The sequence below is a fragment of the Oceanicaulis sp. UBA6590 genome, assembly GCF_002433705.1.
Classification (GTDB): domain Bacteria; phylum Pseudomonadota; class Alphaproteobacteria; order Caulobacterales; family Maricaulaceae; genus Oceanicaulis.
Genome location: NZ_DJIQ01000006.1, coordinates 1 through 14,951, shown reverse-complemented (window position 1 = coordinate 14,951; position 14,951 = coordinate 1). Strand labels below are relative to the sequence as shown.

The 14,951-nt window shown below is 64.4% G+C and carries 16 protein-coding genes; 11 read left to right on the top strand and 5 right to left on the bottom strand.

Annotation, left to right across the window (positions count from 1 at the left end; genetic code table 11):
* Window positions 1-82: 82 nt before the first annotated feature.
* The 3 genes from yaaA (at window position 83) to B2Z70_RS01240 (ending at window position 2,812) form a co-directional block, all read left to right on the top strand.
* Entirely contained in the window at window positions 83-862 is a 780-nt protein-coding gene (gene yaaA / locus B2Z70_RS01250; protein WP_292980120.1) for a peroxide stress protein YaaA, read from the top strand.
* 106 nt (window positions 863-968) lie between these two features.
* Window positions 969-1,769 carry a 3-hydroxybutyrate dehydrogenase gene (locus B2Z70_RS01245; protein ID WP_009803268.1) on the top strand — a complete coding sequence of 267 codons (801 nt, stop codon included), beginning with the start codon at window positions 969-971 and terminating at the stop codon, window positions 1,767-1,769.
* Window positions 1,770-1,771: 2 nt separating this feature from the next.
* Window positions 1,772-2,812: a patatin-like phospholipase family protein gene (locus tag B2Z70_RS01240; protein ID WP_292980118.1), complete on the top strand. Its 1,041-nt coding sequence runs from the start codon at window positions 1,772-1,774 to the stop codon at window positions 2,810-2,812.
* Between the two features lie 58 nt (window positions 2,813-2,870).
* Here the strand turns inward: B2Z70_RS01240 and B2Z70_RS01235 are convergent, their stop codons facing one another.
* A complete protein-coding gene (locus B2Z70_RS01235; RefSeq protein WP_292980116.1) occupies window positions 2,871-3,569 on the bottom strand; it encodes an SOS response-associated peptidase in 699 nt (232 codons plus the stop codon).
* Between B2Z70_RS01235 and B2Z70_RS01230 the strand changes: the two genes are divergently transcribed.
* The 3 genes from B2Z70_RS01230 (at window position 3,568) to B2Z70_RS01220 (ending at window position 6,478) form a co-directional block, all read left to right on the top strand.
* On the top strand, window positions 3,568-3,969 hold the full coding sequence (locus tag B2Z70_RS01230; RefSeq protein ID WP_292980114.1) for an NUDIX hydrolase: 402 nt from the start codon (window positions 3,568-3,570) through the stop codon (window positions 3,967-3,969). The genes B2Z70_RS01235 and B2Z70_RS01230 overlap by 2 nt on opposite strands.
* Before the next feature lie 104 nt (window positions 3,970-4,073).
* Window positions 4,074-6,038, top strand: a complete 1,965-nt coding sequence (locus B2Z70_RS01225; protein ID WP_292980112.1) for a methyl-accepting chemotaxis protein — start codon at window positions 4,074-4,076, stop codon at window positions 6,036-6,038.
* Between the two features lie 47 nt (window positions 6,039-6,085).
* Window positions 6,086-6,478, top strand: coding sequence for a TIGR02301 family protein (locus B2Z70_RS01220; RefSeq protein WP_156776279.1), 393 nt, complete (start codon window positions 6,086-6,088; stop codon window positions 6,476-6,478).
* A gap of 2 nt (window positions 6,479-6,480) precedes the next feature.
* Here the strand turns inward: B2Z70_RS01220 and B2Z70_RS01215 are convergent, their stop codons facing one another.
* Entirely contained in the window at window positions 6,481-7,443 is a 963-nt protein-coding gene (locus B2Z70_RS01215; RefSeq protein WP_292980109.1) for a glycosyltransferase family 9 protein, read from the bottom strand.
* Between the two features lie 91 nt (window positions 7,444-7,534).
* Here B2Z70_RS01215 and ygfZ point away from each other — a divergent pair, with 91 nt between their 5' ends.
* From ygfZ to B2Z70_RS01195, 4 genes are all read left to right on the top strand, one after another.
* Window positions 7,535-8,362: a CAF17-like 4Fe-4S cluster assembly/insertion protein YgfZ gene (ygfZ, locus tag B2Z70_RS01210; RefSeq protein WP_292980107.1), complete on the top strand. Its 828-nt coding sequence runs from the start codon at window positions 7,535-7,537 to the stop codon at window positions 8,360-8,362.
* 68 nt (window positions 8,363-8,430) lie between these two features.
* Window positions 8,431-8,997 carry a DNA-3-methyladenine glycosylase I gene (locus B2Z70_RS01205; protein WP_292980105.1) on the top strand — a complete coding sequence of 189 codons (567 nt, stop codon included), beginning with the start codon at window positions 8,431-8,433 and terminating at the stop codon, window positions 8,995-8,997.
* 91 nt (window positions 8,998-9,088) lie between these two features.
* Complete coding sequence (locus B2Z70_RS01200; RefSeq protein ID WP_292980103.1) at window positions 9,089-10,234, top strand: beta-ketoacyl-ACP synthase III; 1,146 nt, start codon at window positions 9,089-9,091, stop codon at window positions 10,232-10,234.
* Window position 10,235: 1 nt separating this feature from the next.
* Window positions 10,236-11,297, top strand: a complete 1,062-nt coding sequence (locus B2Z70_RS01195; RefSeq protein ID WP_292980101.1) for a zinc-binding metallopeptidase family protein — start codon at window positions 10,236-10,238, stop codon at window positions 11,295-11,297.
* A gap of 101 nt (window positions 11,298-11,398) precedes the next feature.
* On the opposite strand, the gene B2Z70_RS01190 is transcribed toward B2Z70_RS01195, so the two are convergent.
* The 3 genes from B2Z70_RS01190 to B2Z70_RS01180 all read right to left on the bottom strand — a co-directional run bounded on the left by B2Z70_RS01190 (window position 11,399) and on the right by B2Z70_RS01180 (window position 14,079).
* Complete coding sequence (locus B2Z70_RS01190) at window positions 11,399-12,610, bottom strand: ammonium transporter (RefSeq protein WP_292980099.1); 1,212 nt, start codon at window positions 12,608-12,610, stop codon at window positions 11,399-11,401.
* 217 nt (window positions 12,611-12,827) lie between these two features.
* Window positions 12,828-13,208, bottom strand: a complete 381-nt coding sequence (locus B2Z70_RS01185; RefSeq protein ID WP_009803256.1) for a hypothetical protein — start codon at window positions 13,206-13,208, stop codon at window positions 12,828-12,830.
* 34 nt (window positions 13,209-13,242) lie between these two features.
* Window positions 13,243-14,079 carry a universal stress protein gene (locus tag B2Z70_RS01180; RefSeq protein WP_292980096.1) on the bottom strand — a complete coding sequence of 279 codons (837 nt, stop codon included), beginning with the start codon at window positions 14,077-14,079 and terminating at the stop codon, window positions 13,243-13,245.
* Between the two features lie 95 nt (window positions 14,080-14,174).
* Between B2Z70_RS01180 and B2Z70_RS01175 the strand changes: the two genes are divergently transcribed.
* Window positions 14,175-14,831: an HD domain-containing protein gene (locus tag B2Z70_RS01175; RefSeq protein WP_292980094.1), complete on the top strand. Its 657-nt coding sequence runs from the start codon at window positions 14,175-14,177 to the stop codon at window positions 14,829-14,831.
* The last annotated feature ends 120 nt before the right edge of the window (window positions 14,832-14,951 follow it).

Here is a 14,951-nt window from a genome sequence, read left to right as displayed (position 1 = left end):
GCCTATGAGTCTGACCGGTTAAATTCATTGGCGCCGCAGGGGGCTCGCCCCTATCTCTGCCTCATTGATGACGGAGACGCCCATGCTGATTCTGCTTTCGCCCGCCAAGAAGCTCGACTTTTCCGAACGGGGTCACGCCCCGACCGCGACCCGTCCGGCCCTGATCGAGCGGACCAAGGAGCTGTCAAAGACCACGGCGAAACTCTCAGCCTCCAAGATCAAGTCCCTGATGCATCTCAGCGATGATCTGGCCGAGCTCAACCGTGAACGCTTCAAGGCGTTTGATCCGGATAGCACCGAGGGCCGCCCGGCGGCGATGGCGTTCAATGGCGAGGTCTATTCCGGCCTCGATGCGCCGACCCTCAGCTCTGAAGACCTGCAATGGGCGCAACAGCGCTTGCGTATCCTGTCGGGGCTTTATGGCGTGCTGCGGCCGCTCGACACGATCCAGCCCTATCGCCTGGAGATGGGCACGAAGCTGAAAACGCCCAAGGGCGGCAATCTCTATGATTTCTGGGGCGCGGATATCGCCAGCCAGCTTGAAGCCGATCTCCAAGGTCATCCGTCCAAGGCCGTCGTCAATCTGGCGTCCAACGAGTATGCCAAGGCGGCGAAGCTCAAATCGCTGAGCGTTCCGGTGATCAGCGTCGACTTCAAGGAAGAGAAGGACGGCCAGCTGCGCGCCCTGATGGTGTTCGCCAAGAAGGCCCGCGGCATGATGGCGCGCTGGATCATCGAGAATCGCATCGAGGACCCCGAGCGCCTGTCGGAGTTCAATGAAGAGGGGTATCGCTTCGACCCTGAGGGGTCGACGGCGGACACCCTGCTCTTCACCCGGCCCCAGCCGCCGAAGAAAAGCTAGCCCGAGCCCCTGCCAAAGCGCATGTCAGGCGCGTTCCGGACTTGACGCGGCTGCGAAATTCATCACCTGTTGAAGCTCTGCAATCCCCTTGTCTGGAGACCTGTTCATGAGCTCGATCCGTGTGGACCTGTCCGGCCATGCCGCCGTCATTACCGGCTCTTCATCCGGCATCGGCCTGCATATGGCCGAGGGTCTGGCCGCGAACGGCGCTGACATCGTGCTTAATGGTCTGGGCGATGCGGATGCGATCGAGACAGAGCGCCAGCGTCTCGCCGACTCCTATGGCGTGAAGGTGCTGTATCACGGCGCCAACATGCTCAAGCCGGATGAGATCGAGGATCTGATCGCCTTCACGGCGAAGGAGCTGGGGCGTCTCGACATTCTGGTCAATTGCGCCGGCATCCAGCATGTGGCGCCCGTGGATGAATTCCCGACCGAGAAATGGGACGCCATCATCGGCATCAACCTGACCAGCGCTTTCCACACCACCAAGCACGCCGTGCCGATCATGCGCAAACAGGGCCGGGGCCGCATCGTCAACATCGCTTCCGCGCACGCCCTGCGCGCCAGCCCGTTCAAGGCGGCCTATGTCTCGGCCAAGCACGGGCTGATGGGGCTGACCAAGACCGTCGCGCTGGAAACCGCCGAAGACGGCATCACGGTGAACTGCATCAATCCGGGCTATGTGAAGACGCCGCTCGTGGAGAACCAGATCGCCGACACCGCGAAGGCGCGCGGCATTTCCGAGGAAGAGGTGGTGCGCGACGTGATGCTATCCGCCCAGCCCACCAAGAAGTTCGTCACCTATGACGAACTGACCGGGGCCCTTCTCTATCTCGTCAGTGATGACGGCGCGAATGTGAACGGCAACGCCATCACCATTGATGGCGGCTGGACCGCGAAATAGCGATGACCGGGTCGGCTTCCTCCTCGTCGACCCGCAAACGGTCGAACGCGCCCCGCCCGGTCTCTCTCGCCCTTCAGGGCGGCGGCGCCCATGGCGCCTTCACCTGGGGCGTTCTGGACGCCCTTCTCGAAGACGGTCGCATCGCGCCCAAGGCCATCAGCGCCACCAGCGCCGGCGCCATGAATGCCTGCGCCCTCGTCATGGGGCGCGTGCGCGGCGGCGATGAAGGGGCGCGGCAAGCGCTCGATGAGTTCTGGCGCGCCGTCTCCCGCGCAGGCGGCGGATTCCTGCGCGCGCCGGGATGGTCGCGCCTCGCGCCCTGGTTTGACGCCCTGACCCGGCTGACCAGCCCTTATGACACCAATCCGTTCGGCTATGATCCCCTGCTCGACATCCTCGACAAGCAGATCGATTTCGACGCGATCCATGACTGCGCGGAAATCCAGCTCTTCATCGCCGCCACCTGCGTGACCACCGGGCGCAGCAAGGTGTTCTCCGGCGACGAGGTCACGCGCGACGCCGTGCGCGCGTCGGCCACCCTGCCCTTCATCCATCAGGCTGTGGAGATTGACGGCCAGCCGTTCTGGGATGGCGGTTTCACCGGCAATCCGGCGCTCTGGCCACTCTTCTATGCGGATGCGCCGCACGACCTTCTGATCGTGCACATCAATCCGATGGAGCGCCCGGGCACGCCCAAATCCGCTGAGGACATTCTCAACCGGGTCAACGAGATCACCTTCAACGCCAGCCTGCTGGCCGAATTGCGCGCTGTCGCCTTCGTCCAGCGCCTGATCCGCGATGACCTCCTGAAGGATCCACGCAAGGCCCAGCTGCGCAATATGCGCGTGCACTCGATCCGGGCTGATGACGCGATCTCGCAATACCCCGCCTCCAGCAAGTATGAGACGAGCTGGAGCTTCCTGACCGAGCTGCGCGATCGGGGACGAGAGACCGCCAGGGCCTGGCTGGACAGCTGTTCAGACAAGGTTGGCAAGGAATCGAGCGTGGATCTGCACGCCGAGTTCCTCAGCCAGCGCCGCTAGAACCTGTCGGGCAATCCTGCAGACCGGTTTCGCGGCTCCGACCGGCGCCCGGAAACGTCTACGCTTCCCCCTCGATCAGCCCCGGATCGTCCTCACGCACGCCATTCACGCGCCTTGACGCCTTGCGCAGGCCAAGCGACCCGTCCGGCGGCGCCGTCAGGAAGGGCCGCGGATCCGTTTCGGGATTCAGCCAGTCCGCAAACCGGCCTTCGGGGATGAATACCGGGCTGCGGTGATGGATATGAGCGATGTCATTGCTCGCCGCGGTCGTCAGAATGGCGAAGCTGTCGATGCGGTCCGCGCCCTCGCCCCAGCGCTCCCAGACCCCGGCCATGACCATGGGCTGTCCGTCCGTGCGAGTGATGTACCAGGGCTGCTTGGCGCCGGACTCGTCCCTGGACCATTCATAGAACCCGTCCGCCGGGATCAGCGCGCGGCGCCGCTCGAGCGCCTGCCGGAAGCTGGGCTTGTCGGCGGCGGTTTCCGATCGGGCGTTGATCAGCGGTTTGGCGCCGTCCGGGCCGGTTTTCGACCAGTGCGGCAGGAGCCCCCAGCGCACCTGGGTGAGGCGGAAGTCCTGCTGCCGTCCCAGACGGATGATCGGCAGGGCCTGCGTGGGCGCAGCGTTCCAGCTGGGTGGAAAATTCAAACGATCCAGCTTGCCGAACAGGGCTTCGAGCTGGACGAGGCTCAAACTCATGACATAACGACCGCACATCCCCGTTTCCTCACCCCGGAACCGTGAGAGGTCAAGCATGAAGGATCTGCCCCGCATCAGCGTCGGCCTTGTCGTCTGGCGTGAGGACGAGGTTCTCCTGATCCGCCGCGCCAACCCGCCCTCCCAGGGCTGCTGGTCCATTCCCGGCGGCAAGGTGGAGTTCGGTGAAACCCTGCATCAGGCCGGGCTTCGGGAAGTCCTTGAGGAGACCGGAATCCGCGCACAGGTCGACACCCTGATCGATGTGTTCGAATCCATTACCGAGCATGGCCATTACGTGATGGCGGATTTCTCGGCGCGCTGGCTCGGCGGCGAGCCGGAAGCTGGTGATGACGCGCTGGAAGCCGCCTTCTTCTCGCTTGAGGACGCCCTGAGACTGGTCGCCTGGGACGACACCCGGACCGCGCTCCGGCAAAGCGCTCAAAAACGCATAGGATAAAGGTCTTAGGCACAATCCAATGCGATGGTGTTTGACGGTCTGTTAAGCCGCACGCCCCGAGTATCGCGTATATTCCTATACCTGCGCGAGCCGTGAGGGCGATCATGAAACTGACCTTGAAGCACAAATTGCTGGCGGCCTTTGCTGGCGTCGCGGTGCTGGTTCTTGTCGTAGGCGCCTTCGGCTCCCTTGGGGCCCGCACCCTGGGTCAGATTTTCACCGACTACCGCCAGACCGCCCAGGCGAGTCTGATCTACAATGACATGAAACTCCGCCTGGAGGCCGCCCGGCGCTCCGCCTTCATCTGGCGCACCACCCAGAGCCCCGAGCATGCCCGGCGCTTTGACGAGCAGATCGAGATTTTCATTCACGACGCCGATCTGCAGGGCATGGCGGAAGAGCACGAATATGCAGACGCGTATCGCGCGTCTTTCCAGGAGGCTTTCGGACATCAACAGGTCCGGGACGGGCATTACGCCATCCAGACAGCGCTAGGCCCCCAGATCCGCATGCAACTCAGCCAGGTCATGCGTTCGGCCTATCAGGAGGGTGATGTGGAAGCGGCCTACCGGGCCGGCGTCGCCCAGGAGCATCTGATGCTGGGTCGATATTATGCCGAGCGCTTCCTGCGCACCAACGCCGCCAGCGACTCTGACCGGGCCATGTCCGAGTTCGAGATCGCCCGATCCGAACTGGATGGCCTGTTCCAGCAACTGGAATCCCCGGATCGCCGGGAGCAGACAGCCTCCATCCTTGAGGAACTGACTGCGTTCGAAACGGCGTTTGGCGCTGCTGCTGACGCCATTTTCGCCCGCAACGCTTCACTCTCAGAACTCGACCGGATCGGCCCCGTCATGGAAGAGGTCGCCGAAGAGGCGCGCCTTGAGAGCGTCAATCACCAGAACGAGCTGGGCCCGCGTGCAGCCTCTGAAGTCCGTCAGACGGAGATGATGGTGCTGATCGCATCCGGTCTCATCCTGGTGCTGTCCATCGCCATGGGTCTGTTCGTCTCCGGCAACCTTTCCGGCATGATCCGCAAGATCACCCAGGCGATGACCGATCTGGCAGGGGGCGACAAGTCCGTTGACGTCGCAGGGGCAGACCGACGCGACGAGATCGGCGACATGGCGCGTGCGCTGGTGGTGTTCCGCGACCAGGCGCTGGAGGTTGATCGATTGCAGACCGAACAGGCGCAGGCCGAAGCCCGCGCGGCCAAGGAACGCAAGGCCGCCATGATGGAGCTTGCGGACCAGTTCGAAACCCAGGTCGGATCCGTCATCCGCGCCCTCTCTGATGCGGCGAGTGAAATGCAGTCCCGCTCGCACACCCTGAACACCAATGTGGACAGCACCAATGCGCGCGCGGCGTCCGTGGCCGCCGCCGCCGAACAGGCTTCGGGGAATGTGGAGGCCGTCGCATCCGCAGCAGAGGAGCTGACCGCCTCGATCCGGGAGATTGCAGGCCAGGTCGCCACCTCCGCCAGCGCGGTTCAGGCCTCCAACGCCCGCGCCGAGATCAGCAGCCAGCAACTCGACCGGCTCAACACCGCGGTCGCCGGCGTGGACGAGATTGTGCAGGCGATCAATGCGGTGGCCGACCAGACCAATCTTCTGGCGCTGAACGCCACCATCGAGGCCGCGCGCGCCGGCGAGGCCGGCAAGGGCTTTGCGGTCGTGGCCAGCGAGGTCAAGCAGCTCGCCACACAGACCCAGAAACTGACCGAACAGATCGCTGAGCGCCTCAGCGAGATCGGCTCAACCTCCAATGACGCCATCTCGGCCACGCGTGACATCATTGGCCAGGTCCAGGAAATCGACCGCACGACCCAGGCCCTGGCCTCGGCTGTCGAGGAGCAAAGCGCCGCGACCGGCGAGATCTCGGCCAACGCCCAGCAAGCGGCGGAAGGCGCGCGATCGGTGACCAGCGACATCACCGGCATTCAGGGGTCGGTCCAGACCACCTCGACGGTATCGGACGAAGTGAACACGGCGGCCGGCGTGCTGAAGTCCAATTCCGAGAACCTTCGGCTGGAGGTCGAACGCTTCCTGAGCACCGTCAGGGCGGCCTAAAGGTCAAAAGCCTTGAATTCGCCCTGTTCGACGTACAGGAACAGGGCATGCGTATGAGACCCCTGATCCTGGCCTTCGGGCTGATGCTCGCCTTCGCCCCGCTCGGCGAAGCGCAAAAGCTTGTTCGTCCGCCTGAGTATCAAGACCCCTACCCGGTGGAATCCCTCGCCCGGGTCATGGGCGAGATGCATTATCTCGATTTCGCCTGCAAGGGTCGGCAGTCCCAGGCCTGGCGCGACGCCATGGTTGAACTGCTCGATCACGAAGCCCCGACCCGCGGCGGATATCGCCAGCGTCTTGTGGACCGCTTCAATGAAGGTTTCCGGATCCAGGAGCGCCGCTCCCCGCGCTGCGGCGCCGAAGAGGAGATGGTGCGCCAGACCCTCGCCATCGAAGGCGAAGCGCTGAGCGAACAGCTGCGCCGGACGTATCTGCAATAAGGTCAGGCCTTCGCGCTCTCCGCCATGAGTTCGGCGGCGGCGCGCTCCACCGCATCCACCTGCAAGGCGCCCATTAGGGATTCGCGCGAGGTGTCGGCCAGGGCGCGGCGCTCGCGCTCGTCAAACCTGTCGCCCGCGCGCACGATGCGGGCCTTCTCCCCCCAAGGCGCATAAAGCCGCTCATCGGTCGGGCCGAAGAGCCCCAGCGTCGGCGTTCCGGCCGCCGCCGCCATATGCATCAAGCCGCTGTCATTGCCGACAAACAGCGCCGCACGTTTGAGACAGGCGGCCGCCTCGACCAGATCAAGCTGGCCAGTGAGGTCGATCACGGTGCGCGCTTCCAGCCCGGCCTTTACGGCCTGCGCCCGCGCTTCATCGCCGGGACCGCCGAAGATCGCGATGGCGGCGCCGGGCAGCAGCCCGTCCTCGGCGGTCAGGCGCAAGGCCAGTTCGGAAAAGCGCTCCGGCGCCCATTCCTTGAAGACGGCGGAGGCGGCGGGCGACAGGGCGAGCACGGTCTGGCCTTGGGGCAATTCGGCATCGGCGCGGGCTTCGCCAGCGGCATCGATCCACAACCGCGTGCCGGGCGCTGCGCCCAGTCGCAAGACTTCAGCCGCTTCCTCGACCCGATGGCGGACGCCGGCCCTGGGATTGGGGCGCTTGACGAAGCGCTGCCCCGCCCAGAGAAACCAGCTTGTCAGCGAGCCGCGCAGGTCCACGACCATGTCCCAGCGATGACCCACGCTTTCACGCCAGAGCTTGAGCCAGTGTCCGCCGCCCTTCTGCTTCTTCATCACGATCACCCGCTCCACCTCGGGAATGGCGCGAAAGAGCGGCGCCGCCAGCGGGCCGCAGCCCACCGTGATGCGCGCATCGGGATGGGCGGTGATCAGATGATCGAGCACGCCCATATTCATGATGGCGTCGCCGATACGGGTGGCGGTGATGAAGAGGATGCGCGTCATGGGGGGACGCACTTAGCCTGACATGAGGCCGGGCGCCAGTCTGAAGCGCGCCCTCTTGATCGCCGGACCGCTTCACCCCCATCTAGCGGACATGACCGAACCCTATCTCACCACCCTGCCCGACCGCGCCGTCATCGCCATAACCGGCGCCGAAGCGCGCGGCTTCCTCCAGCGCGTCCTGACCCAGGGACCTGAAGGCGTCAAACCGGGCGCGGCGATGTTCTCCGCGCTGCTGACGCCGCAGGGCAAGGTGCTGGCCGATCTCTTCATCCTTGATGATGGCGAGGGCGGGCTGCTGTTTGACGTTCCCGCCAGCGAGGCGGACGCCCTGCTCAAGCGCTTCACCCTCTATCGGATGCGCGCGGACGCGACGATCGAGCGGCGCGAGGATCTCAGCGTGATCGCGGCGGCGGGTGAACCGGCGGAGGAATTGCGCATGGTGGCGCTGAGCGCGGCGCCCGATCCGCGCAACGCCGCGATTGGCTGGCGCGGCGTCGCGCCCGCCGGCGGTCCCGACAGTGATCGCGACTTGTATGAGCGCGCCCGCATTCAGGCCGGCGCGCCGGAATTGGGCAGCGATTATGGTCCTGCAGAGGTTTTCTCGACCGATGTGAACCACGACCTTCTGTCAGGCATCAACTACAAGAAGGGCTGCTTTGTCGGCCAGGAAGTCGCGAGCCGCATGCATCGCAAGGGCGGGGTCCGCAAGCGCAGTGTGCGGCTTCAGGGTGATGGACTGAAAGCGCAGGATGAAGTGAAGGTCGGCGAGACTGTCCTTGGCCCCGTCAGCAGCGTTTCGGGCGACCATGCCCTCGCCCGCTTGCGGATCGATCGTTTGAAGGACGGGGTGCAGGCCGGCGACACCCTGAAAGTGAACGGCGCCCCGGTCACGCTGCTTGACGATCTCGACCGGCTTTGACCCCCTCGCCTTTTGATCTTGCCAGTCCGGGCCGCACGCGGCTAGAACCGGAACAAAAGGAGACCGACATGACCGAGCGCTGCCCCTGGTGCGGGGATGACCCGCTCTATGTCGCCTATCACGACACCGAATGGGGCGTGCCCGAATGGGACTCCCGGGCTCTGTGGGAAAAGCTGATCCTTGACGGCTTCCAGGCCGGGCTCGCCTGGATCACCATATTGCGCAAGCGCGATACGCTGCGTGAGGCCTTCCATGGCTTCGATCCGGAACGCATCGCCCGCTATGACGAAGCGGACATGGAGCGTCTGCTGGCCAATCCCGGCATTATACGGTCGCGGTCCAAGATCAGCGCCGCCATCGGCAATGCGCAGGTCTATCTGGACATGGCCGAGCGGGGCGAGGACTTCTCGGGCTATCTATGGGGCTATATGGACGGCGCGCCGAGAGTGAACCGGTTTGTCGCCATGTCCGATGTGCCCGCCCAGACCGAGCTCAGCCAGAAGATCGCCAAAGACCTTAAGAAACGAGGCTTTAAGTTTTGCGGACCGGTTATTGTCTACGCCTTCATGCAGGCGGTGGGCATGGTGAATGACCATCTTGTCGGCTGTCATCGTCACACCGAGGTTACAAAATAGCCTTTCGCTGCGTGGAAGCGGTTGGCGCTGCGGCGCAGGTGCGGCTAAGTTGCGCTCCTTCAAATGCTAGAATCTTGCGTCGGAGCCTTTCATGACCGCGGCCGTTATTCGTTCCACTGGCTTGTGGACGCCAGCCAACTCCATTTCCAATGAAGAGCTGGTGGAAAGTTTCAACGCCTACGTCGCCCAGTACAATCAGGAGCATGCGGCCGCCATCGAGGCGGGCGAGCTTGCCCCTCTGTCTCCGTCCTCGGCCGAATTCGTCGAGAAGGCCTCCGGCATCAAGTCGCGCTTTGTCATCGACAAGGAAGGCGTGCTCGACACCAAGCGCATGAAGCCCTTCATCCCGGCGCGAGACAATACCGACATCTCCATCCTCGCCGAGATCGGCGTGAAAGCCTGTCACAACGCGCTGGAACGCGCCGGCAAGACCGCATCTGATGTGGACGGGGTGATCGTCGCCGCCTCCAACCTGCAGCGCGGCTATCCGGCGGTCGCGGTCGAGATCCAGGACGCGCTCGGCATCGAGGACGGGTTCGGCTTTGACATGAATGTCGCCTGTTCGTCCGCCACCTTTGGAATCCAGACCGCCGCCGACCAGATCGCCGCCGGCCATGCCCGCGCCATTCTGGTGGTGAACCCGGAAATCTGCTCGGCGCACCTGAACTGGTGCGACCGCGACAGCCATTTCATTTTCGGCGATGTGGCCACGGCGATCCTGCTGGAGCGCGAAGACCTTGGAGAAGGCGGCTGGCGCATCATCGGCACCAAGCTCAAGACCAAGTTCTCCAACAATATCCGCAACAATTTCGGCTTCCTGAACCGCGCCGAGCGCCCGACAGGCGAGGCCGGACAGGAAAACCTGCTGGCGCCCAAGGATGACAAGCTGTTCGTCCAGGAAGGCCGCAAGGTGTTCAAGGAAGTCGTGCCGATGGTGTCGGACATGATCCGCACCCATATGGGCGAGCTGGGCCTCGAGGCCGACGACATGCGCCGCGTCTGGCTGCACCAGGCGAATATCAACATGAACCTGATGATCGCCAAGAAGGTGTTCGGCCGCGAAGCCGGCGGCGAGGACGCGCCGACCATTCTGGATGAATACGCCAACACCTCTTCGGCGGGCTCGATCATCGCCTTCCACAAGCATTCCGATGATTTCACCGCGGGCCAGAAAGGCGTGATCTGTTCGTTCGGCGCCGGATATTCCGCCGGCACCGTGTTTGTGGAGCGTCTGTGAGGTGAACCAGCCCGCCGATAGCACGCTTTTCGCCCGCGTGTTGGCGAAGACCAACGAGTATCTCGACTTCCCTTCAGTGGTCGGGCACGAGACCCCGTTTCTCGATCATCTCGCACGTGATTTCACGGCGCTGGGCTGCAGCGTCGAGCGTCCGCAGAATCTCTGCATCATCCGCCTGAACGAACCGGGGCCGGTCTATCTCGCGCACGCCGACCGGCACGGCGCGGTGATCGCCGAGGATGGCGCTGCGGTCTACGCCGCCCAGGCGGTCAAGAACACCAAGTATGCTGATGGCGCGACCCATACCGAGGCTTTCGCCGCCACCGTCTCCAAGCGCTATGAAGGCGAGGATGTCTTCGCCTATGACCGCAAGACGGGCGGCCGTCTGGCCTATGGCAACATCACTAGCGCGCGGATTGATGACCAGAACCGTCTCGTGGTCGAGATCGAGGACCTGCCGCCGCTTCCGGGCGGGACGCCGGTCGCCTTTGCGCGGGATGTGACGCGCAACAAGTCCGGCCATGTCTCCGGCCAGCTCGACAACCCGGTCTCCCTCGCCGCCTTGCGCATCGCCGCGGAGTTCGGTCTCAAGGGCACGATCATCGTCACCGCAGAGGAAGAGATCGGCCGTTCTGCGGGCCATTTCCTGAGCTGGGCGCAGGCGGGCGGCCTCAAGCCCACCAATGAGCTCGTGGTCTGCGACACCTCGCCCTTTGATGACGCCGCCGCCTGCATGGCGGGCGCGGTCATCCTGCGACGCCGCGACGCCACGTCGAGCTTTCATGACGCCATGGTGAACCGGCTTGAAACCGCCGCCAGCCGGGCCGGCGCACCGATGATCTTCAAGGACAGCTTCATCGCGCGTGAAAACGACGCCCGGGCGCGCCGCGAACTGCCGCTCAAATCCATGGGCCTGACCGAGCTCGGGCGCATCACCGCGGACAGCCAGGGCGACTATGCCGGCGCCACTCTGCAATTGCCGACCTATAACTACCATTCCAACGAAGAGACGACCTCGGTGAAGGCGCTGACCGCCTTTGTCCGCACCCTCCTGGCGATCTGACAAAAAAGATCCCGCTTTGGCGAAAGCCGAAGCGGGACCAGTCAGGGAGGAAAATGTGTCGCCCGGTCGCGCCTTGCGCCGCCGCCGGGCGAAACTCTGTGTCAGGCGCTTTCCCCGTGCAGCGCCACATCAAGGCCGGTGACCTCGTCCTCTTCTTCAACCCGCAACTTCATCACGCGTTCCATCAGCCACAGGATGGCGAAGGTGGCGATGCCGCACCAGGCCGCAGCCGCCAGCGCGCCCCAGGTCTGGGTGAAGACCAGCATGACATTGCCTTCCACGGCGCCGGGCGTGCCCCCGATGGCGGAGCTGGCGAAGACGCCCGTCAGGATCGCGCCGGCCAGACCGCCGACGCCGTGAAGACCAAAGGCGTCAAGGCTGTCATCATACTTGCCGAGCTTCTTCAGGCTCGTGACGCCCCAATAAGCGGCCAGCGTCGTCAGAACACCGATCAGGAAGGCGGCGTAGGGCTCGACAAAGCCGGCCGCGGGCGTGATGCCCACAAGGCCTGCAATGGCGCCGGACGCCGCGCCCAGCACGGACGGCTTGCCGCGCATGACCCATTCCAGGACCGCCCAGGTCAGGGCCGCGGCCGCCGCCGCGATCTGGGTGACCAGGGCTGCATGGGCCGCCAGCGCATTGGCGCCCAGCGCCGAGCCGCCATTGAAGCCGAACCAGCCCACCCACAGAAGACCTGCGCCGATCACGGTCAGCACGAGATTGTGGGGCGGCTGGCCCTCTTTGGGCCAGCCGCGCCGCGGGCCCAGCTTAAGCGCCAGCACCAGACCCGCTACACCGGCGTTGATATGGACCACGGCCCCTCCCGCGAAATCCAGAACGCCTGCGTCGTATAGAAATCCCTCTCCCCAGACCCAGTGCGCGATGGGCGCATAGACCACCAGCAGCCAGATGGGTGCGAACACCATCCAGGCCTTGAAGCTGAGACGCTCGGCCGCGCCGCCGGCGATGATCGCCACGGTGATGATCGCGAACGTCATCTGGAAGAGAATGAACACCGCCTCGGGCAGGCCCGCCGCCTCACTGTCCAGAGACAGCCCGTTCAGGAAGACCTTGCCAAAGCCTCCGAACAGCGCGCCGTCGCCGGAGAAGGCGAAGGAATAGCCGGCAATCACCCAGACCAGCGACACCACCATGGCCGCGCCCAGAGACTGCATCAGCGTGGACAGCACGTTCTGACGGCGCACCATGCCGCCATAGAACAGCGCAAGCCCCGGCAGGGTCATCATCAAGACCAGCGCGCAGGCCGTGAGAATCCACGCCACATCGCCGCCTGAAAACTGAACCTGATCCATCCTCGCGCTCCTCTTCGCCCGATTGCACGGACAAAACCTGCGCTCTGGCGGAAGGGGATGTCAGCGTCTGAGACCGATTTTGCGGTGCAGCAGATTGCAGCCGCCAAAAACTAGAGCGTGGTTGCACTATTATCGAGCAGAGCAGTCTTGCCCGCCCAAGAAAAACCCCGGCGTCTGCAGCGCCGGGGTTTTGTCATCTCAGCCGTGGAGGACGGGACTAGCCGTGAACCTCGGTCGCTTCGGTGATCTTGTAGACGAGGTCATCGCCATCGGCTTCATGGATGGTGACGTAATCGCCATGACGCAGGGTGTGCTCACCGAGCTTGTAGACCGGCTCATCCGGGCCCTCCTGCGCCTCATCATAGTGGAAGAACCAGTTGGCGCCGCGATGGGTCAGCCAGCCGTCCGCCTTCTCGTCCTCTTCAGGAGAAAAGCGCAGCACGGTGCAGGCCTTCTTGTGGGCGCGCCACAGTTCGGCGTCGAGCTTGCCGTCCTTGTCCAGCGGCGCAGTGATCACATAGCCGCGCGAATCATCGCCGCCGGGAAAGCCTGCATCAGGGTTGCGGCTCAGCCGCAGGGTCAGACGGGTCAAAGCCATTCCAGCCTCCTCAAATCGTCTTTTCTGTAAGGGTTCAATGCGCCATCAGCAGGGACGGGCCATGCTCGGCGGTCAGCAATTGGCGCGTCACGCCGCCGAACATGAACTGGGCGATGCGCGAATGGCCATAGGCGCCGGCGACCAGAAGATCGGCCGTATCCGCCGCATCCAGAAGCGCGTCTCCAAGGCCGCCCTTGCCGTCGATTTCCTGCGTCTTGGCCTTTACACCGCGCGCAGCAAGCCAGTGCGTCAGGCGGTTCGGCGCGGACGCCGCCCGGTCGTGATAGTCAAGATTGCGCGAGCTGTGCAGCACCGTCACCTCGACGCCCGGACGGAACAGGGGCGCAGCCGCGAAAGCGGCGCGGGACGCTTCCTTGGAGCCGTCCCAGGCCACGGCAATGGATTTGGGCGGAATGGCGCCCTGGCGCGGCACGTAGATGGGACACCCCTCCTCGACCATGCAGGCGGCGGTGAAGTCCGCCAGAGGCCCGCGCCCCGCCGCGGCGCGCGGACAGGTCACCAGAAGTCGCACCAGTCGCGCCTGCTCGGCGGCTTCAGACGGGCTGTCTGTGACGCGCTTGAAGCTTGCGGCATCGCCCAGGTCATGCTCGGCGATCGCGGCGTCGAAACGCTTCTTGGCGTCCTCGCACGCCTTGGCGGCCTCTTCGCGGACCGTGTCTATGGCCGAGGAGACCACGGATGCGCCTGCCGCCCCGGGGCCGGTCCACAGCATGTAGGCTGCAGGGTCGGGTTCCACGAACAGCCCCCGCACGTCCGCCTCATAGAGCGGCGCCAGCGCGCAGGCCGCTTTGAGGGGCGAGACATCACTGTCAGAGCCTTGCAGGGCGACCAGTATGCGTTCGGGCTTCATCAAATCCTCCCAAGGGGTTGTGACGCCGCCAATGTTCAGCAGCTCTTCTTGAACTTACGCTGTTTCACGATACGACGGAATTGAATGAAAGCCGAATGGAGCGGGACAAAGTGGCGCGGTCAGCACGTGGAGACGGCAAACCAGCGACCGAGAAACCGGTTCGCGCCTGGCAACGCATGCTGTCGGGGCGTCGGCTGGACCTTCTGGATCCCTCGCCCTTTGACGTGGAGATCGACGACATCGCCCAGGGGTTGGCGCGGGTGGCGCGCTGGAACGGGCAGACCATGGGCGACCATGCCTTTTCGGTCGCCGAGCATTCGGTTGTGGTGGAGCAATTGTGCGGCCTGCTGGAGCCCGACTGGCCCGCCAAATGGCGGCTCGCCGCCCTGCTGCATGACGCAGCCGAGTACGTGATCGGCGATATGATCTCGCCCTTCAAGGCCGCTCTGGGCTATGATTACAAATCGTTCGAAGCCCGGCTGGAGGGGGCGATCCACATGCGCTACGGCCTGCCGCCTGAACTGCCCAAGTCGATCAAGACCACGATCAAGCGGGCGGACCGGATCTGCGCCTATCATGAGGCGGTGCAGATCGCCGGCTTCACCGTGGAGGAAGGCCGCAAGCTCTTCGGTCGGCCGCCCGTGGAGGCGAAGGTGGAGATCAACCCGCTGCCCGTGAAAGCGGCGCAGGCCCTGTTTCTCGAGCGCTTTTCCGAGCTTCACACGCTGACCGAGGGAGAACTCGGTCGATGAAACCCGATCTCAACGCCGCCATCCAGCCGCTCGTGGTCGGACTCAACGCCGTGATCTTCGCGGCTTCCGAAGGCGAGTTGAAAGTACTGGTCACCGAGAGCGTTGAAGGCGGCGAGCCGG